This is a genomic window from Pseudomonas sp. KD5, assembly GCF_012932895.1.
GTDB lineage: Bacteria > Pseudomonadota > Gammaproteobacteria > Pseudomonadales > Pseudomonadaceae > Aquipseudomonas.
In genome coordinates, this window is sequence record NZ_JDWJ01000008.1 from 120,853 (window position 1) to 140,533 (window position 19,681).

Annotated in this window: 17 protein-coding genes; 9 read left to right on the forward strand and 8 right to left on the reverse strand. The window is 58.9% G+C overall.

Annotation, left to right across the window (positions count from 1 at the left end):
* Nucleotides 1-14: 14 nt before the first annotated feature.
* The 6 genes from AF70_RS18605 to AF70_RS18630 are packed head-to-tail and all read right to left on the reverse strand — an operon-like array spanning nucleotide 15 to nucleotide 6,824.
* On the reverse strand, nucleotides 15-893 hold the full coding sequence (locus AF70_RS18605; RefSeq protein WP_050438318.1) for a hypothetical protein: 879 nt from the start codon (nucleotides 891-893) through the stop codon (nucleotides 15-17).
* Between the two features lie 21 nt (nucleotides 894-914).
* A complete protein-coding gene (locus tag AF70_RS18610) occupies nucleotides 915-2,000 on the reverse strand; it encodes a PAAR-like domain-containing protein (RefSeq protein ID WP_028940910.1) in 1,086 nt (361 codons plus the stop codon).
* Nucleotides 2,000-3,040: a hypothetical protein gene (locus tag AF70_RS18615; protein ID WP_155954666.1), complete on the reverse strand. Its 1,041-nt coding sequence runs from the start codon at nucleotides 3,038-3,040 to the stop codon at nucleotides 2,000-2,002. Before AF70_RS18615 ends, AF70_RS18610 begins: the two co-directional genes overlap by 1 nt.
* Nucleotides 3,037-4,149 carry a DUF2169 domain-containing protein gene (locus AF70_RS18620; protein ID WP_028940908.1) on the reverse strand — a complete coding sequence of 371 codons (1,113 nt, stop codon included), beginning with the start codon at nucleotides 4,147-4,149 and terminating at the stop codon, nucleotides 3,037-3,039. The genes AF70_RS18615 and AF70_RS18620 overlap by 4 nt, the downstream gene beginning before the upstream one ends.
* A gap of 15 nt (nucleotides 4,150-4,164) precedes the next feature.
* Nucleotides 4,165-4,611: a DUF6484 domain-containing protein gene (locus AF70_RS18625; RefSeq protein WP_028940907.1), complete on the reverse strand. Its 447-nt coding sequence runs from the start codon at nucleotides 4,609-4,611 to the stop codon at nucleotides 4,165-4,167.
* Between the two features lie 11 nt (nucleotides 4,612-4,622).
* Nucleotides 4,623-6,824 (reverse strand): type VI secretion system Vgr family protein, encoded by a 2,202-nt coding sequence (locus AF70_RS18630; protein ID WP_028940906.1) that lies wholly within the window; start codon nucleotides 6,822-6,824, stop codon nucleotides 4,623-4,625.
* A gap of 657 nt (nucleotides 6,825-7,481) precedes the next feature.
* On the opposite strand from AF70_RS18630, the gene AF70_RS18635 reads away from it, so the two are divergent.
* The 9 genes from AF70_RS18635 (at nucleotide 7,482) to AF70_RS18675 (ending at nucleotide 17,107) form a co-directional block, all read left to right on the forward strand.
* Nucleotides 7,482-8,501: a substrate-binding domain-containing protein gene (locus AF70_RS18635; protein ID WP_028940905.1), complete on the forward strand. Its 1,020-nt coding sequence runs from the start codon at nucleotides 7,482-7,484 to the stop codon at nucleotides 8,499-8,501.
* Complete coding sequence (locus tag AF70_RS18640) at nucleotides 8,489-11,509, forward strand: EAL domain-containing protein (protein WP_028940904.1); 3,021 nt, start codon at nucleotides 8,489-8,491, stop codon at nucleotides 11,507-11,509. Before AF70_RS18635 ends, AF70_RS18640 begins: the two co-directional genes overlap by 13 nt.
* Nucleotides 11,510-11,782: 273 nt before the next feature.
* Nucleotides 11,783-12,256: a cyclic pyranopterin monophosphate synthase MoaC gene (gene moaC / locus AF70_RS18645; RefSeq protein ID WP_026286545.1), complete on the forward strand. Its 474-nt coding sequence runs from the start codon at nucleotides 11,783-11,785 to the stop codon at nucleotides 12,254-12,256.
* Nucleotides 12,253-12,498, forward strand: a complete 246-nt coding sequence (locus tag AF70_RS18650) for a MoaD/ThiS family protein (RefSeq protein WP_028940903.1) — start codon at nucleotides 12,253-12,255, stop codon at nucleotides 12,496-12,498. The genes moaC and AF70_RS18650 overlap by 4 nt, the downstream gene beginning before the upstream one ends.
* A gap of 4 nt (nucleotides 12,499-12,502) precedes the next feature.
* The gene (gene moaE / locus AF70_RS18655) at nucleotides 12,503-12,949 is read left to right on the forward strand and encodes a molybdopterin synthase catalytic subunit MoaE (protein ID WP_028940902.1); all 447 of its coding nucleotides are present in this window, start codon (nucleotides 12,503-12,505) and stop codon (nucleotides 12,947-12,949) included.
* A gap of 54 nt (nucleotides 12,950-13,003) precedes the next feature.
* The gene (locus AF70_RS18660) at nucleotides 13,004-13,447 is read left to right on the forward strand and encodes a CopD family copper resistance protein (RefSeq protein WP_028940901.1); all 444 of its coding nucleotides are present in this window, start codon (nucleotides 13,004-13,006) and stop codon (nucleotides 13,445-13,447) included.
* Between the two features lie 119 nt (nucleotides 13,448-13,566).
* A complete protein-coding gene (locus AF70_RS18665) occupies nucleotides 13,567-14,952 on the forward strand; it encodes a coproporphyrinogen III oxidase (protein WP_028940900.1) in 1,386 nt (461 codons plus the stop codon).
* On the forward strand, nucleotides 14,936-16,324 hold the full coding sequence (gene hemN, locus AF70_RS18670; protein WP_028940899.1) for an oxygen-independent coproporphyrinogen III oxidase: 1,389 nt from the start codon (nucleotides 14,936-14,938) through the stop codon (nucleotides 16,322-16,324). The genes AF70_RS18665 and hemN overlap by 17 nt, the downstream gene beginning before the upstream one ends.
* Nucleotides 16,325-16,363: 39 nt before the next feature.
* On the forward strand, nucleotides 16,364-17,107 hold the full coding sequence (locus AF70_RS18675) for an SDR family NAD(P)-dependent oxidoreductase (protein WP_028940898.1): 744 nt from the start codon (nucleotides 16,364-16,366) through the stop codon (nucleotides 17,105-17,107).
* Between the two features lie 197 nt (nucleotides 17,108-17,304).
* Here the strand turns inward: AF70_RS18675 and AF70_RS18680 are convergent, their stop codons facing one another.
* A complete protein-coding gene (locus AF70_RS18680; RefSeq protein ID WP_028940897.1) occupies nucleotides 17,305-18,798 on the reverse strand; it encodes a nitrite reductase in 1,494 nt (497 codons plus the stop codon).
* A complete protein-coding gene (gene cobA / locus AF70_RS18685) occupies nucleotides 18,795-19,631 on the reverse strand; it encodes a uroporphyrinogen-III C-methyltransferase (protein WP_028940896.1) in 837 nt (278 codons plus the stop codon). Before cobA ends, AF70_RS18680 begins: the two co-directional genes overlap by 4 nt.
* Nucleotides 19,632-19,681: the final 50 nt, after the last annotated feature.

A 19,681-nucleotide genomic window follows, 5' to 3' on the forward strand; every position in this document is an offset into this window, starting at 1 on the left:
TCTCTACGTTCGTCTTAAGGACTGGGTATGCGTGTCCAATTCGCTCCGTCAAAAGCTGCAAGGTGTCGTTCGCCGGATGACCATAGACACTGCTCATTAGCGTCTAAGTATCTGAAGGTCTGATCGCCGGGAAGTCCTGTCTCGACCCTCTCCAGCTTGTCACCTTGTAGCGTGTAGAGTGCTGTGGTGGTTGAAAGCCAGAGTTGATCATTGAACCAGGCCATGTCCCAGAATGTGTCTTCGGTGAGCTCATGCTCAATGAGCTCCCAGCGGTCGAGACGACCTCGTATGACGATGCCCAACTGGCCTGAGATGTAAACCACTCCATCGGGTGCGCAGAGAACGTTTTCCAGAATGATGTTGGTCGGACTTTCGCTTTGCTGCCAGACGCCATGCCGGCGGTACCAGATCTCGCCCCGATTGCCGGTGGCATAGATTTCATCTTCACCAAAGCCGTCGATGGATTCGAAGCCACTGAGGCTATCAGCGGTAGGATCTTCGACCACGCCTTGATCGCAGCGCTGCCAGACTCTGTCCTTTCGAATATAGACTTGGCGGCCGAAGCCTGTGGCATAGACACTCCCACCGATAGGGCGTATGTCGCGCAGCAGGCCGTGCTTACTGGGTTTTTCTTCGACTATATCCTCGTAGGCTTGCCCGTCAGGCGCGGCGCGATGCACGCTACCATTGGCGCATAGCGTCAGAATTTCGGGAGGCGCGCCGCGAACTGCGCATATACCGGCGCAAATCGCTTGAACGTAATAGTTGTCCCATTCTCCGGTCCAGCGAAAAACTCGAGTACCGGGCTCGCGTTTGGAGTAGGCGAGCACGTAAACGCGGTTCTTATCGAAAACAGCTACTCGGCTCAGCGTCCAATCCAATGTTTGAGTCATGTCGTTTCTGCTCCAATTGATCTACCAAGCACTGATAGTGACCTCTGGGATCATTTCGTGAGCCAGCGCTTTCTGATTGTCTTGAAGGTTGGGTGTGTGGGTCCGCACTGGGGTTTTGTCACTGACACCTAACGTATTCTTGTGATAGGCGTCTAACTGCGCTTCCAGACATTTCTTTGAGCATTTCGACTTTGGAAAGGTCTGCTGAAGCGCCCGCACGCCCGCAGAACGGGATTGGCCGTAGTTCCAGGCGTAATCCTTTTGACTGGGCGACGCTCTCTCTATGGCTGCCTGTTCCAGTTTGCCCTGGGCTGCATGCATGAAGCCATGATCCCCTTCATAGCGTCCGTTTCCGCCTTGAGGGCATTGCACGCAAATGCACGGTGCATCTTTTTCGTCGTAATTGGGGAATTGAGGAAGAGGCGTTTGGCGATCAGTTCCCGGCACTGTAAAACTATGGGCTTCAACGAGGTGGTGGCCGGTTTCGCCAGGACAACAGGCCACTTGACTGTTCTGCGCCTTGGAATCCGCCTGCTTCTTAGACACCAGCAAACACTTTTTGGCGGACGTACAGCCCTTGTCATCACACTGTGCCGCTTTGGTATTCAGTCCCTCACAAGCCTTGTTTTTCCTGGCAATTTCTTTCTTGCAACGCTCAATGGGCGCCGTCGCTATCGCGTCGGTATAAGCCCAAGGAGGCGTATTTCCGGGTTTGGACGCGTGGTTATGAGTCATCATGTCTAAATGCCTGACCACATTTTCCCCTTCGAACTTCACATCCATCGACCACGCAATGAAGTACACCTTCCCCTTGATCTTGCTCGTAATCACTCCTTTCTTCGGCGCGTTTCCGGCTTCATCTCCCGTACTAGTCTTGAAATGACTCTTGTCCTTGAGCATCACCTCTTTGCCGGTGATCCTGACAGTTCGTGTACCCCTGGTCGTGTCCTTGGCCATGCCGGTATTGGGGTAGGGGATCGGCACCCCGGGCGGGGTGGGCGGAGCCTGGGGCGGGGTGAAGCAGACATCCGGAAAGCAGGCCACCGACTTGCCATCCGCCGCCTTGCAGGAGATCTCCATATTGTTGGCAAAGACCTGGTTGGCCATCACGCAGCCCTCACAGTCTGGTAACTGAGCATCGCGGCGGCGCGTTCGCCGGCGTCGTTGCCCAAGTGGCAGAAGATATTCGGGCCTTCGCCATAGCCCTTGCGGCTGGCGGCCAGGGCCACGGCGAGCATCGCCGGGCCGATGGCGGCGCCGACTTCGCCGATGCAGTCGGCGGGGTGCCAGAGGTGGAAGAACTCCTTGCGCACGCGCAGGGTGCGGCTCAGGGCCAGGGACGCTTCCTTGAAGTAGTACTGCTCGCCGGAGATGTCGGTGAGCCGATAATCCATTTGCTCCAACCCACAGCCGACTTCGCTCAGGGCGGCGCGTACGGCTTGAGTCAGGCCGTCGGCGCGAAGGGGAATGTCTTCGGCCTCCACCGTGGCCTTCTCCATACCGAACCCCAGGCCGATGCAGGCCAATTGCGGCTCTTTGCTGGCAACGGGGGCGGCCAGCACCACGGCGGCGGCACCTTCGCCGGGGATAAATCCGTTGGAGTTCTGGCTGGTGAGCAGGCGTTCGCGTGCTTCGAAAGCGGCCAGGGTCGGTCCGCTGAGGAAGGAGTCGACGCCGGCAATCAGCACGTGGCGATGGCCGCCCTGGTAGATCAGCGTGCGCGCATTCAGCAGGGCCACGGCAGCGCTGACCCGACCACGGGCAATGACGTTGGAACCGGGATGAAAGCGCAGGCCCAGTTCGGCTTCAATGGCGTGCAGCAGCCCCTTATCGAGACCATCGAGGCGGCCGGGGCGCTCGATTTCCGCCACCCCCAGCAGCAGCGGGGTTTTCTCCGGGTCGACGTTGGGGGTGCTTTGCAGTGCCTCGGCGATGGCGCGGGCGGCCATCTTGATCAGTTTGGTGCGGCCGCGCCAGGGCTGTTCCAAAGGCACGCTGGCGGCAATCAGCCATTCGCCGCCTTGGTCGATAAAGCGGGTTTCCTGGAAATTGTCGATGGCGCAGCGGATCGCCGCGCAGCTCGCGGGTGCGCTGAGGCCGACAGCACTGACCATGCCGGAGCCGATGATGCAAAGCGCGGTCATCAGTCCGTCTCCTCGGGTGCGTGCTTGTCTTTTACCAGGGAGGAGAGCGACGGGTAGTAATCCTTGCCCAGTTCGCGGGCGCGCCACCAGCCCGTGGACATCGTGCCGACCAGCACCTGAGCGATCTCGAACATGTTGCGCCGTAGCGGACGGGCGACACGCCAGGTCAGCTGCACCTGGAGCGCATCGGTGTCGATCAGCAGGGTATCGATTACCGCCTGCACAGTCTCATGACCGCCTTTTTTCAGGAAGAAGGTCACCGGCACGTCGATTTCGGGGATGCGAAAGCCCGCGCGCTCCTGGGGTGTGAGGTTGAGCAGCAGCACGTCCTCGCCGCCTCGCAGATAGTGGATCTGCTGATCGTCAGGGGCCGCCTGAAAGTAGCGGCGGTCGAAATCACCCGGCAGAAACGGAAAGCAGTCGGCCAACCAGGTCTCGTCATAAGTACCGGCGAAGCGGGCGCGTTGCGGCCAGCTACGGCCGATGGGGCCGAGGGCCATCGGGCGGTAGTCGCCAGAGGGACTGTCGATCGCCTTGCCCAATTCCTCGGTGTTCGGCATCGGCATGCCAACGATGTCAGCACTACCCATATGGCGTGGGAACCAGCCACAACCGGTCGGATTGTCCAGGTAGCAGTGACGCATTTCGGAGTCTTTGGCCATCGGATGACTGCCGCCAAAGGCCTGGGCATAAGAGATGTGCTGCTCGGTGAAGGGCTGCGGCAAGCCGGGAGAAACGCCCAATAGCCCCGGTTGCCACTGCCGGGGGCCGAGGACGGAAAAGGCTTTGCTCATCTGACCGACGCGAATGCCCGCAGCCAGTTGCCTCACGGGCCGCCCGCCTGGGGCATAGGCCTTGCCGCGCACCAGCACATCGCAGAATGGCTTGATCGGGGCGAAGTCCATTTCCTGCAGCGGGGCGCTGAGACCAGGCTCGCCGAGGAAGGTATCGGCCATCAGCAGCGGTTGCTGGCTGTCGGCGAGGGTCGCCGCGTGGCCGTCAAGCGGTAAATTGAAAGTGCCTTTGGCCACCACCACCAGGGATTCGCGGCCATCGGGCTCCATGCCCTGGGTATAGGCAGCAAGCAGTTTGCTGGCGTTGAGCAGTTCCATGGGCCGAATACCTGTCTAGTTGATCTGCACCGAACCACCCTTGATGCGGTTGACCCCGCTGGAGCGGCTGGACAGGTAGGCGCCCTGGATAATCACTTTGCCCGCTCGGGTCAGGGTGATACTGGCCTTGCCGCAACGCAGCACGATCTCGCGTTCGGCACTCAATTCCAGGCGCTGGTCGTCCAGTTGCACGCAGGCAACCGGTGCGGGCGCCGCGGTCTGGCCAAGCAGGCGGCCGATCACTAGCGGGCGGAAAGGGTCGCCATCTTCGAACATCAGCGCCACCTGGGTGCCGATGTCTGCAGGGGCGAGCAGGGTGGTGCTGCGGGCGGCGATGCTCTGTTCCTCGGGGCAACCGGGGTAGGTCACCAGGGGCGCACTGGCTTGCGGCAGGTCGAGCAGGACGCCGATGACCACGCCATCGATGCGGGCCTGGGTGGGTAGTGGGTATTGAACCGTCATACGCGTGACTCCTAGTTTTGCAGGATCTTGCGTCCCTTGATCACCACGTTCTTGTTGGCCTTGATGTTGATCGCGCCAGAGCCGTCTATGGTGATGTCCTTGCCGCGGATGCTGATGGTGCCGTCCTTCTTCATGACGATGCTGGCTTTGCCGGTGGTGATGGTCACCGAGTCACCGGCATCGATGACAAGGTCCTTGCCCACCGTCAGCGCATCGTTGTTGTCGATATCGGTCGTGCGTCCTGCACCGACCTTGCGCGATTCGTTTGCCTTTACTGTGGTTGAAAGATTGGCACCCACGTCCACCGAGCGGTTGGCGCCCACATTGGTCGACTGGTAGAGGCCCACATTGACGTTTTGGTAGGCCCCGACATTCACCGTTTGAAAGGCACCGATGACAACTTCCTGCGCTGCGCCGATGGCGATCGTCTCGTTGATACCTACCGCATGGGTGCGCTGCAGGGTCACGGTCGCGGTTTCGTTGGCGCCGACGCTGATCGTGCGGTTGCTGCCAATGTTGATGGTCTCGTTGCTGCCGACGCGTTCCGTACGGTTGACGCCAATGGTGATGGTCTCGTTGTTATCGACGGTTTCGGTGCGGTCGTGTTTGACGTGCACGGTTTCGTCGTTGTCGATGCTCTTGCTGCGGTCGTGGCCGACCCAGTGGGTCTCGTCGTTCTCGACCTCAATGTCCTGGTTCTTCTCGGCGTGGATAAACAGTTGCTCCGCGCCTTTCTTGTCTTCCATGCGGATTTCATTGAAGTTGGCCGGTGAGCCGCCCTTGCTTGAACGGCTCTTCACGCCGCTCTGGGTGGCATTGGCCGGCAGCGTGTAGGGCACGGTCTGTTCGGCGTTGTAGACGCGGCCGGTGATGATCGGCCGATCCGGGTCGCCTTCGAGAAAACTGACAATCACTTCCTGACCGATTCGCGGGATCTGCATCGCCCCCCAGTTCTTGCCGGCCCAGGCCTGGGAGACGCGCATCCAGCAGGAGCTGTTCTCGTTGGATTGGTCGTGGCGATCCCAGTAGAAGTGCACTTTGACCCGGCCATACTGGTCGGTCCAAATCTCCTCGCCATTGGGGCCGACCACCACCGCGGTCTGTGGCCCTCGGACAATCGGCATGGGGGTCAGGGGGAGGGGGTGGAAAACCTGGCTGGCATCCATGCAAGCGAGTTCGCCCACGAACTGCTCGGAGAGATCCTGGGTGCCACTTTCATAGGGCTCCTGGTGGATGTGGTAGCGCGCGCTGACCACCAGGTATTCGCGGTTCTGGTCTTCGCGCTCATAGCCGGTCAGCGTGAACAGGTGGCCGGAGCCCAGCCCGCGGGCACGGCCGCGCAGTTGTACGCGCTCGAACTGGCTGTGGATGGCTTCGATGCGGGTACGCGCATAGTGCTCGCCGTCGTTGCTCTGTGCGTATTCACCGGGGTAGTCGTAGAGCGGGTAGTCGCCGTTGCCATGGCTGCGCGACACACTGGAGCGCACCCCAAGGTTGGCACGGGGGCGCTGGAAGTCGTAATCGTTGAGCTCCAGCGAACCGGGTTGGACTTCCCGCGTCAGTTGCCAATCGTAGAAATGATCGCGCTCGCGCATTTGCCGATCGGGCGGGTAGAACGGCACTGAGTCGTAGTCTGCCACCGTGGAGTGGGCGCCATAGGCGTCGGCCAACACCAGTACATGACGCGCTTGCTCATGGCGGAAGTAGTAATAGATCCCTTCCTGTTCCATCAATCGGCTGATGAAGTCGAAGCTGGTTTCGCGGTACTGCACGCAATATTCCCACTGGCGGTAGCTGCCGCTCAGGCTGTCTTCGAAATCGGAAAAACCGAGGTCGCGGAACACCTGCTTGATGATGTCCGGCACCGTATTGTTCTGGAAAATCCGGCAATCCGAGGTGCGCGTGAGCAGCCAGAACCAGGGCCGCAGGCTGACGTGGTAGCCGGCGAACTGGCCATGGCCGGTCAGTTGTCGACAGCTGCAGGCGATGCCGTGGAAGTAGCGTTTGCCGCCGTCGTGCAGCTCCAGGGTCAGGCCCATCGGCTTGCCCAGCAAATGGTCGAACGTGATCGCCCGGTCTTCGGAGGTGAGGTTCAATTCATAGTGGAACAACCGCCCCAATTCTTCGTTGCCTTCCATGCTCCGCAGCAGCAGGACATCGCCGCCGAGGGGGCAGTTGACCTGCACCAAACGGTTGTTTTGCGTGATTGCCATGCACGGCTTCCTCTGCCTCGTGTTTGGGCGTCAGTCGGCCGTCTCGAATACATAACGCAACGTACGACTGAATCCGTTTCCAGCGGATTAACCTTTTGCCCAACGCCTCTTTGGCGTTATCTCTAATCCTTACAATTCAAGGAAGTGTTAGCGCTGTTCAATTCTTGTCAAGAAACTCTCCGACCAGTGGGGTGAACACTGAGGCGTTTCAAGATCGGTAATCGGAGGTCATTATTTAGTATCTTTGGTTATAGGCTTTATTCTAAAAAGTGAGTACCCGCGCAATTTATTCAGGCGCGAGTTCAGTCGTGCTTATGAAGAGCATCTTTCAAAGTTGCGTAAAGGATGGGTACTGTAAAACTAAAGTTCGCGAACTTTTAACCACCGAAGACCTGATGGCAGCAGAACCGACTATCCTTTCGGATAGTGAACGCTGCACTCTTGGCAAAAAGGGACGCCATGCCAGACTATGATCGCGCCATCGGCTCCACACCCGGCATTCCATGCGGTGATCGAACCTGTCTGATCGGGCCCTGGTTACTCAGGCGTTGGCTACCCTGGATGGCTTCAATTACGGTTTTCTGTCTTTTCACGGCAACGCCCGGATACGGCCAGAATCTGCCAACCGCGGCGGGTGTCGAAAGCGCCACGGTTACGGTGATTGAAGCGCAGGAAATCGTTTCCAGGGCCACCCTTGAAGCCGTTCGCTGGAGCGGCCCTGAATCCGGCCCGAAAGCCCAGCGGGGCAAGAGCATCGCCCTTGTCGCAGAGGATTTGCGCAACGGAGGCATCGTCGGTGTCGCGCAGGGCGCTCGCGAGGCAGCCAAGGCGATGGGCTGGACGCTGAAGATATTCGATGGCGCTGGATCATCGGCCGGGCGCGCAAAGGCCTTTTCCGATGCGCTGGCAGAGAAACCCGACGGCCTCATTCTGTGCGGCTCCGATGCCCTTGAGAACAATGCGGCGCTGATCCTCTTCGCCAACAGGGATGTGCCGGTGGTTGGCTGGCACGCCGGGGCACGCCCCGGGCCGATTGACGGCACGCCGGTGGCTATGAACGTCACGACCGACCCGCTCGAGGTGGCTCGCCTTACGGCCATGGCGGCAGTGGCACAGTCAAACGGACACGCCGGCGTGGTCATCCTGACCGACTCCAAATACAGCATCGCCATGGCGAAAGCCAAGGCCATGGAAAACGTCATTCGGGCCTGTCGGGAATGTACGTTGCTGGAAGTGCGCGATGTGGCGATCTCTGAAAGTGGTGAGAAGATGCCGGCGCTCACCAAGGAGCTGCTTCAGCGCTATGGCAAGCGCTGGACCCACACACTGGCCATCAACGATATCTATTTCGACTACTCGATTGCCTCATTGACCAACGCCGCAATACCCAGTGACGGCATCAGTCTGTTGTCTGCCGGTGATGGCAGCGCTTCGGCTTTCTTGCGCATACAGGCAAAAACCTACCAGACCGTCACCGTGGCCGAGCCGCTCAACCTGCATGGCTGGCAAGTGATGGATGAATTGAACCGGCTGTTTGCAGGGCAGCCGGTGAGCGGCTTCGTAGCACCGATTCACCTGGTCAATGCCGACAATATCGCCTTCGACGGCGGGAAGAAATTCCAGTACGACCCTGACAATGGTTATCGAGACATTTATCGCCACCAATGGAATCAATGACATTGGACGTTACTTCCCGGCTCGGACGCCGGCTATTGCCGCAATCGTTGCGCGCCCAGTTCACACTGGCGTTCCTGACGCTGGCGCTGCTGATTCTGGCGGGCGGTGCCACAGCGGTCTACGCGTTGCGCACGTCAAACAGCGCCACCCGCCAGCTGACGGATGAACGACTGGTCCGTATGCAAAATGGGCAAGACATGGTGCAGCGGACCTTGCTGATCGAACGCCAGACCGATCAGCTTCTGACAACCCGTTCCCCCGACGCCCTGCGTTCAAGCTATTCGGCGACTGTCGAACAGCTTGAAGCCCTTGATCAACTGGTGCAGGAGCTGACTGCCGCGAACAGTGGCGAGGCGATACTCGACATGCATCAGTCGAGTCAGATGTTCCGCAATACCGCCAACATCGTTGCGCAACTGCGAGAAAGCCTGTTGCAGACCGAGGTCACCTTCGAGCGAGCCCTGGAGGATCACGCTGCCCGGTTAACCGCGACCCAGACCCGGGCCAGCCTGGAACTGGCGGTGTTACTTTTCGATCTGCCGCAGGCTAATGACAGTGATGCCGTACAACGGCTGCGGATCCGATATGAGCGCCTGTCACGCGCCGCTGGCAAGTTACCCGACGCTGATGTGGAAACGCCCGATCTCTTCTCCCAGCGCCTGAGGCTCATCAATCAGCACAACGTCATCCAGCGCTTCAATGAGGAGTTGAAGAATGAGGCCGGGGTGCTGGTCGCGGTGGCCCGTGCGCAATCCAGTGCTTACACCGAAGACTATCGCGAAGCCGTGCAACGTCTGGTCGAGGCCTCAAATCGTAGCCAGCGATGGGTACTGATCATGTTGGGCGCCAGCCTGATATTCGCCTGGTTTGTGACCCGGGTCTTCATGGGCCGTCATGTGCTCGTGCGCCTGAATGAAATAAGCCGGCAATTGCGTCAGGAACGCACTGACAAAACGCATTTGATGATGGTGGAACATGGGAAAGACGAGATCGGCAACATGGCTCGCGCGGTGAATCAATTCCTCAGAGACCGTCTTCAGCTTGAAAAAAAAACGGTCCAATTGAGTATCGCCACTGAGCGGCTCGCCCTGCAAAACAACCGATTAGAGCAAGAAGCCATCATCCGTGCCGGACAAGGTCATGTCCTGGAGCTGATCGCCAGGAGCACCGAGCTTGCAGAAGTCCTCGATAGTCTGGCTCACCTGGTCGAGTCCCAACTGGAGGGGATGATGGTGTCCATCCTGGTGCTGGATGAGGATGGCAAACACCTGCTGCACGGGGCTGCCCCCAGTTTGCCGAAAGCCTATAACCAGCTCATTGACGGGATTGCGATCGGTCCAAACGTCGGCTCTTGCGGCACTGCGGTGTATCGACGAGAACCGGTCATCGTCACGGATATCGAGCTGGACCCGCTGTGGGAGGAGTACCGATCAGCCGCTGCGCCCTATGGATTTCGCGCCTGCTGGTCGACGCCGATTCTGTCCCATGAACGAAAGGTATTGGGTACGTTTGCCTTGTATTCCAACACCGTCCGCAGCCCTAGCTCGACCGAGACGCGACTGATCGACATGGCGACACCTCTTGCCGGTATTGCGATAGAACGCCAACTGACCGAAAAGCGTATTCGCTATATGGGCGACCATGACGCACTGACCGGGCTGCCGAATCGCACACTGCTCGAAGACCGTCTCAAGCAGGCAATACTTTATGCCCAGCGCTACAGCCGGCTGGTGACGGTGGTGTTTCTCGATCTGGACAAATTCAAACTGGTGAATGACAGCCTTGGGCACAGCGCTGGAGACGTACTGCTGAAAACCGTCGCCCAGCGCATGCAGGAGTGTGTGCGCCGCACCGACACCGTCGTGCGACTGGGTGGCGACGAGTTTGTGATCATCCTGTTCGACCAGCCCTCAGACCTCGACGGCGTTACTCCAGCCCTGCACAAGATCCAGGAAGCCATCCTGCGGCCGATTCAGCTCAGCGGGCATACACTCCACGTCACCTGCAGCATGGGGTTGGCCACCTACCCAGCTGACGGCAGCGATACCGACACGTTGCTCAGCAATGCGGACGCCGCCATGTACCGGGCCAAGGAACTGGGTCGCAACAGTTACCAGTTCTATACGAGCGAGATGAATAACAAGGATCAGGGCAAGCTCGCCATGCAAGACGGGCTACGAAACGCACTCAACCATGACGAGTTCCTGCTGCTGTACCAGCCACAGGTGGATTTGCAGTCAGGTCAGATTATCGGCGTAGAAGCACTGATCCGCTGGCAGCATCCCGAACTCGGCATGGTGTCTCCAGTCAAATTCATTCCGCAGGCCGAAGAGACCGGGCTGATCGTGCCCATAGGCGATTGGGTGATTCATACCGCGTGCAGACAGAACAAGGACTGGCAGGATGCGGGCTGGCCGCCGATCACCATGTCGGTGAATATTTCAGCACGCCAGTTCATCGAAAGGGACCTGATCGACCGGGTGAGGCATGCCTTGCAAGAGACCGGTCTGGACCCGATGTACCTTGAGCTGGAGCTGACCGAAAGTCTGATCATGCAAGACCTTCAGCAAGCCATCAGCAAAATGAAGGAACTGCAATCAATGGGGATCAGTCTGTCGATCGACGACTTCGGCACCGGCTACTCCAGCCTCGCCGCATTGAAAAGCTTCCCCATCGCAAGGCTCAAGATCGACCAGTCTTTCGTGCACGATCTGCCCGACAACGAGAACGACAAAGCCATCGCTACCGCAGTGATTTCGTTGGGGCACCAACTGAACCTCAAGGTCATAGCCGAAGGTGTCGAAACCGAAGAGCAGCAAACCTTCCTGCGTGAGAACGGCTGCGATGAAATTCAGGGCCACTTTTTCAGCAGAGCGGTCAGCGCAGAGGAAATCAGTCTGTTACTGCGCACGCCCCGATTGCCTCAACCGAGCCGCATTACCAGCCCTGACGCGGTAAGGCGAAAACGCGATGTAAAACGTCCACGCAGTCCAATGCCCGGGCATTAATGACTTAGTGAAAACGCTGTTGTGTCAGAAGCCGATCGCCTGGGTACTTCGCAAACTGGCAGTGACGGGCGTCATAATCGGAGCTCGCCCTCCAGCACAAGTAGACGGGCTGATTGCAGCTTCGGAGTTGCGCTTTCGAACCATGGAAATCGGTTGAGCAATGGCCTTGTCTGCATTACTTGATTGACGTCAACCGCCTGTGTCGGCCTGCGCTGTATTCTGCGCTGAAACCGACTGTTGGTAGCGCAAGGCTTATTGCTCATGACTGAATTGATGCTGACTCACCTCGACTCACTGGGACGCGTGCGAATGGTCGATGTTACGGATAAATGCGTAACGTCCCGAGAAGCCGTGGCTGAGGCATGGGTTCATATGCTTGCCGAGACCCGACAACTGATTGCCAGTGGTGCTCACCCTAAAGGCGATGTATTTGCGGTAGCGCGGATCGCGGGCATTCAGGCGGCCAAACGCACGAGTGAGTTGATTCCGCTCTGTCATCCGCTGCTTCTGAGCAGTGTTAACGTTGAGTTGAGTTTTGAAGGTGACCAACGTGTACGCATTGTTTCTCGGTGCAAGTTGTCCGGACAGACCGGCGTCGAGATGGAGGCACTGACCGCCGCCAGTGTGGCGGCCTTGACCCTGTATGACATGTGCAAGGCCGTGGACCGGGGCATGAGTATCGAATCGGTGCGGCTGTTGGAGAAGCAGGGTGGTAAAAGTGGCTGGTATCAGGCGCCGCAACAATGAAGCTGAATGTTTTGTATTTCTCGCGGTACCGCGAAACGCTTGGCCTTGACGATGAAACGATTGAAGGTGATTTCACTTCCGTCGATCAGTTGCGTCAGCACCTGATACGTCGTTCTGGCGTCTGGCAGGTGCTGGCCGAACAGAACCTCATGTGTGCCCGCAATCAGGACATGTGCGGGCTCGATGAGCCGTTGATAGACGGTGATGAAGTGGGTTTTTTCCCAACCGTAACGGGGGGGTGATTCGATGATTCGAGTGCAGACAGAGCGCTTCGACCCCGGCACCGAAATCAATGCCCTGCAGGCTTTGAGCCTGAATGTCGGTGCCGTGGTGAGTTTTGTCGGGTATGTACGTGACACCAACGTCGGACAAAAAGTCGCCGGGATGTTTCTTGAGCATTACCCCGGTATGACCGAAAAGGTCCTGGGCAAGATCGCCGACGAAGCCCGGCAGCGCTGGCCGTTGCTCGGACTGGTGCTGATCCATCGAATCGGCGCGCTGCAACCGGGAGAACCCATTGTCTTTGTCGGCGTCAGCAGCAGTCATCGTCAAGCGGCTTTTGATGCCTGTGCGTTTGTAATGGATTACCTGAAAACCCGAGCGCCATTCTGGAAGAAAGAACAGGTGGCCGAGAGTTCCCATTGGGTCGAGGCTCGCAACAGTGATTGCGAGGCGGCGCAACGATGGGAGTGACGTTTCCCTCGCGGTGAGTGGAGCGTGTTCAGCTGTATTGAGAGCGAGAATCCCATGCTCTATCCGCTGTTTCTGACGTTGCATCTGTTTGCCGCGCTGATTTTCATCGGCACGGTGTTCTTCGAAGTCCTGTTCCTTGAAAGTATCCGCAAACAGCTGCCCGTCAAGGTCATGTTGCTGCTCGAGCAGGGTATCGGTCGACGTGCACGCACCTTGATTCCATGGGTCTTGCTGGTGTTGTTCGGTGCCGGGTTGGGGATGGTCTGGCTGCGCTATTTACCGGTCCTTGCCACACCAATGGCCTCATCGTTTGGCACGTTGCTGATGTTAAAAATCGTGGCGGCCGTCAGCGTACTGCTGCATTTCCTGGTCGCCATGTTTTTGTTCAGAAGTGGCCGGATGAGTGCTCGATACCTGCATTTCATCCATGGCAGCCTGTTCTGCCACATGGTTGTGATCGTGTTGTTGGCCAAGTGGATGTTTTACCTGACGTGGTGACTGGGCTTGTCTGGTGTCTGTTGCGCGACAAGCACTTTGCTCGCGCTTGATGCAAATCAAGGAGCACTGCTCGCCAGACTCCGACACTGGCGGTCCGCAGCCAGTCTCGGAGACCCGTTATGCTCAATTCGTTTCACAGCCCTGGAGAGCTGAACGTCCGGTGCGATCAAGGCGTGCTCGACCCCAACGGCCATGTCGACACTGAAAAATTTCACGGCGGCATCGGCTCTCTGGATTTGCATCGTGCATTGCGCGTAAGCCGTCAGAAGTGCCGTCCGCTGTCGCTGAACGTGCAACTGCCTTCTAACCTTAAGCCTGCCTTGTGCTCCCCTCGCGAAATTTCATGCGAGCACAGTGGTATCGAACACTATCTTCAGCGCCTGCAACATGAGATCGACCTCGTCGGTTGTCATCTGGGAGCCGGGCAGCGGGTCGAGCAGTTCCATCTGGGGGGCGGAACACCCGCCATCGCCCACCTGAGACGGCTGATGAATCACCTGCGTGGCCGATTCAACTTCCTTGGACATGAGTGCGGTGACTACAGCATAGAAGTGGACCTTCACCATACGGATTGGTCGACCATGGGCATGCTGCGTGACCTGGGGTTCAACCATGTCAGCATCGGCGTTCCGGACATCGGTGCCGACCGTGCGATGTCGGTGGCCTGCTACCAGAATCCGGCACCGATCCATTCGCTTATCGATGCCGCTCGGACCTTCGGCTATCGATCCATCAATGTCGATCTGGGTTATGGCCATACCTGGCAGACGCCAGAAAGTTTTGCGCTGAAACTGGCGACCATCATCGAACTGGAGCCGGACCGGCTGCTGGTGTTTGACTATGCCCGGCCACCCCAACGCTATCGGCCAAAGACTGCAGACACAATCGGGGCGTTTTGCAGCGAGGAAGATAAAGGCGCCATGCGCCGGATCTGCTTTGAACAGTTGATCGGCGTCGGTTATCACTACATTGGCCTGGGGCAGTTTGTCCGGCCCGATGACGATTTGGCGATTGCTCAGGAGCGCGGCCGATTACGTCGCAATTGTGAGGGGTTTACCCGTCACGGGCATTGCGACCATATCGGGTTCGGTTTGGGCGCTATCAGTCAGATCGACGGTTTGTATGCGCAAAATACCGACGAACTGGAACGGTACCAGCAGCAACTGGACATGAACCAATTGCCGACGAGTCGTGGCTGGCGATGTGAGGAAGGGGGTCAGGTCAGGCACATGGTCATGGAACGCCTGGCGTGTGATCTGGAGCTGGATATCCAGGCAATCGAGACGCGTCATGGAATCATTTTTCGCCAGTACTTTTTCACCGCCTGGCCTGTGCTGGAGCAATTGAGCCGTGACGGGTTGATTGAGCTGTCTGACCGTTTCATCAGTATTCTTCCGGCCGGTCGGCCGCACGTGGATGCCGTCTGCAACCTGTTTGAAAAGGATTCGGACGGTGCGGGGCATGAACCCCATTACGAATGGATTGATCATGACAACTTCATTTGATTTCAATCGCGCCCTGGTCGAAAAGTATGACCTCCCGGGGCCGCGCTATACCTCTTACCCGACCGCGCCGCAGTTTCATCAGGCATTCGCCGTCGATGACTATCAGCGTGCGGCCTCGGACAGCAACCAGGCGACAACGCCAAAATCGCTGTCGGTGTACATCCACATCCCGTTCTGCAAGAGCCTTTGTTACTACTGCGCCTGCAACAAAATCATTACCCAGAAAACCCACCGCGCCGTCGAGTACCTGACGTACCTCAAGCGCGAAATCGTGATGCAAGCTGCCTTGTTCGACAGCACTCGCAAACTCACGCAACTGCACCTGGGAGGTGGCACGCCGACCTATTTGACCGGCGAGCAACTGGCTGACCTGATGGACTGCCTGCACCAGGCATTCGACATGGATGACAGCGATGACCATGAGTTTTCCATCGAGGTCGACCCTCGCACCATCAGTACGCAACAGATCCAGTTGTTGCGTCAGTTGGGGTTCAATCGTTTGAGCTTTGGCGTGCAGGACTTCGATCCCGATGTGCAGGCTGCGGTCAATCGGCAGCAAAGTGAAGAGCAAATCTATGCGCTGGTCGCTGCGGCACGCCAGGCGCGATTCAAATCGATCAGTGTCGATCTGATTTACGGCCTGCCATTGCAAACCGTGGAGAGTTTCGATGTCACCCTCGGCAAAATCATCGCGCTGCGTCCGGACCGGATTGCCGCCTACAGCTACGCCCATCTGCCGGAGCTGGTGCGCGCACAACGGCTGATTCGTTCGGCCGACATGCCGCCACCGGAGCGCAAACTGGAATTGCTTGAACTGACTGTCCGTCGTCTGACTGAGGCCGGTTATATCTATATCGGCATGGACCATTTCGCCTTGCCGGACGATGAGTTGGCGCTGGCCCGGGCTAATGGCACGTTGCAACGCAATTTCCAGGGTTACTCCACCCACGCCGATTGCGATTTGATCGGTCTTGGGGTGTCCTCCATCGGTAAGGTCGGCGACAGCTACAGCCAGAGCGTCAAGGAGCTTTCGCAGTACTACGCCCGCATTGATCAAGGCTTGTTGCCTGTGCATCGGGGTTACCGTTTGAGCGCCGATGATCGGCTGCGCCGTGAAGTGATCAGCGATCTGATGTGCCACGGCCGGATCGACTTCGGCAAGCTTGAAGCGCGTCATGACATCTGCTTTACCGATTACTTTGCCGATGCGCTGATGCAACTGGAGGAGCATGTTCGCGATGGATTACTGCAGATTCACAAAGACGCGTTGGTGTTGTTGCCCCACGGGCATTTGATGATGCGCAGCGCGGCGATGGCGTTTGATGCCTATTTGGGCGCTGATCAAAAAGGCCGGTTTTCACGTACCGTTTGAAGTCCCCAGTGCTGGCGTCCGCGATGCCAGGAGGAAATGATGAGAACCGAGTTTCAGGATCGTTTGGCGGTGGTCACGGGTGCCAGTTCCGGGATAGGCCTGGCCCTGTGTGCGGCGCTGTTGCCGCGCGGGGTCAAGGTGCTGGCGATGTCACGGAAAATCGGTGAGTTGCCGGCCTTGCAGCAGATCTATGGCAAGCGCTTGCAATGGTGTGCCGGTGACGTGACCTGTCAGGATGACCTGCAGGCGCTGGCTCAACGTGCGTCGACACTGGGGCCGGTGGATTATCTGGTGCCCAACGCGGGTATCGCCGAAATGGCCGATAGCCTCGACATGCCGGCCTTCCAGCGTCAGTGGGCGGTCAACGGCGCCGGGGCGTTGAATACCTTGGCGGCGTTACGCGGGGAGTTGGCGAATCCGGCTTCGGTGGTGTTTGTCGGCAGCTTCCTGACCGGCTCGAGTTTTCCCGGTCTGGCCGCCTGCATTGCCAGCAAGGCCGCGCTGGCGGCGCAGGCGCGCACATTGGCGGTGGAATTCGCGCGTTATGACGTGCGCATCAATCTGGTTTCGCCGGGGCCGACCGCGACCTCGATGTGGGACAACCTGGGGTTGAGCGACGGGGAACTCGACGACGTTGCCGACACCCTCGGCAAACGTCTGCTGCCCGGTCATTTCCTCGATGCGTCTGCGGTGGCCAACGTGATTGTTTTTCAGCTGTCTCAAGGCGCGCGGGGTGTTTATGGTCAGGACTGGAAAGTCGATAACGGTTATACCTTGGGGTGATGCTGCGCGGAGGTGGGCGAGATCCCTGTGGCGAGGGGGCTTGCCCCCGTTCGGCTGCGAAGCAGTCGTAAAAACAGCAAATGCGGTGTATCTGACGCAATCGAGTAACTGATTTCAGGGCCGCTTCGCGACCCAACGGGGGCAAGCCCCCTCGCCACAGGGTGTGCGTTTGCGCATCTTAAGCCGGGGCGCAACGCCTAGTGCGACGTACCCTCGGCAAACTCGATTTTATTGCCCACGTTGTACTTACCCGACGGCTTGTTCATCGGCAGGCGTTTGACCTCCTCGAGGGTGTTGCTGTCGTAGACGATCAGCGCACCGTCAGTGGCCCAGATACTCAGCAGCAGGTAGCGACCGTCGCGGGTGAATTCGACGTGGGCGGCGGTCTTTCCGGGCATCGGGCGCAGGGTGTGGGCGATTTCCAGGGTCTGTTTGTCGATCAGGTGGATCGCATCGTTGTCGGGGCCGAAGAACACGTCGGTCCAGGCATACCGCGAGTTGACGTGGCTGCGCATGAAGAAGCCCGGCCCCAGGGTCGGTATTTCCTTGAGCAGTTTCCAGGTCTTGAAGTCGATGACCGAGATCAGGCCCTTGCTGATGTTCGGCGTGGCGAACACCCACTCACCGTTACGTTTCCAGTAGGTCCCGGACCCCAGGTGCGGCATGCCCGGCAGTGGAATGTCGGTGACCACCTTGCCACTGTCGAGGTCGATCACCTGGCCGCCCTTGGCCGCGCGCGACGTGGCCAGCAGTTGCTTGTAGTCCGGTGAAAAGGAAAAGTCGTCCAGCACATCCCCGGCGTGGATCCGGCGCGGTTCGAAGTCCGGCGTGCCTGCGCTCGGCAGCTCCCAGACTTCCTTCACGTCCTTGAGCGCCACGATGAAGCTGTCCCGTGGCGGTGCGGTATAAACCGCGCTGACCCGTGACGCGGTGCCGTCCTGGCCGATCGCCGGAATGGTTTTGACCAATGACAGATCACGGGCATCGAGCACCACCAGGTTACCAGGCAGGTAGTTGCCCACCAGCACCCATCGGCCGTCCTTGCTCACCGCGAGGTTGCGGGTGTTGAGCCCGGCGCGGACCTCGGCGATCAGTTTCAGGTTATGCAAGTCATACAGGCTGATCCAGCCATCGCGAGAAGCCACGTAGACGAAGCGTCCGTCCGGCGAAAACTTCGGCCCGCCATGCACTGCAAAGTGCGAAGCGAACCGAGCCAGCACTTCAAAGCGGTCGCCGTCGAGGATGTCGATGTGATGATCACCGGCTTCCACCACCACAAACAGGTTCAGTGGATCGGCGCGATGCTGGGGCGTGTCGGGCAGTTTGTTGATATCGGCGAGAATCGAATGACTGCCGCGAATGTCATCGTTACTCCAGGTGGGTGGGGTGGCGGGTGGTTGCTGGAGGTAGTCCACCAGTGCGTCGATCTGCGTGGCGTTGAACACGTTGACATACCCGCTCATCTGACTCGCGGGACGACCGTCCTGGATCACGCTGCGGATTTCGTCGGGTTTGATCCGGCTCAGGCTTTCCGGCAGCAAGGCCGGTCCCGTACCGCCGAGACGGTTGGCGCCATGGCAGCTCTGGCAATGCTGTTGGTAGAGGTTGGCGGCCGCGTCGGTGGGCGGAATCGCTGCACCGGCGTGAGCCGCACCGATCCATAACAATGGGCCAAGCACCATGCGCCTCATATCGCCACCTTGCGCTGGCGTTGCAGCGCTGCGGGGTAAAAGCGCGCCGGGAATTCCTGTTGTTGGGCAGCGAACAGATCGACCACTTTGCCGATCACCGCAAGCGTCGGAATGCCAGGTGGGCATTCCCGCGCCAGGGTCGGCAATTGGTGCAGCCTGCCTCGTGCAACATGCTGGTCGGGACGCGTGCCATTGCTGATCAGCGCCGCCGGTGTCTCGGCGGGCATTCCGGCTTCGATCAAGCGCTGGGCGATAATCCCGAGATTTGATAACCCCATGTAAAACACCAGGGTCTGGCTGCTGTCGACGAGGCTGCTCCAGGGTAATTGCAACTCACCATCGTGTTGCAGGTGCCCGGTGATGAATCGACAAGAGTTGACCAGATCCCGATGGGTCAGCGGAATGCCGGCGTAAGCGCTACACCCGGAGGCGGCAGTAATGCCGGGGACGACCTGGCAGTCAATGTTGCGTTGCAGCAGATACTCCAGCTCCTCGGCGCCACGGCCGAAGATGAACGGGTCGCCACCTTTGAGCCGGACCACACGCTGCCCCAGATCGGCGAGGTCGGCGAGTAGTTCGTTGATCTGATCCTGTGGCAGGCTGTGGCAGCCGCTGGCCTTGCCGACGTAATGCCGGGCGCAGGTGAGGGGGATCAATGCCAGCAGCTCGGGGCTGATCAGGCGGTCGTAAACCACGGCGTCGGCTTGCATCAACAGGCTCCAGGCGCGCAGGGTCAGCAAGCGTGGATCGCCGGGGCCAGCGCCGACCAGGGCGACTTCGCCCGGTCTGAACGGGGACTCAAGTGCCGCCGGTAAAATAATCGATGGATGCATGGGACGTCCTTGGTACTTCATCAGGTGGGCCGGCCCCATCCTTTGTCAGA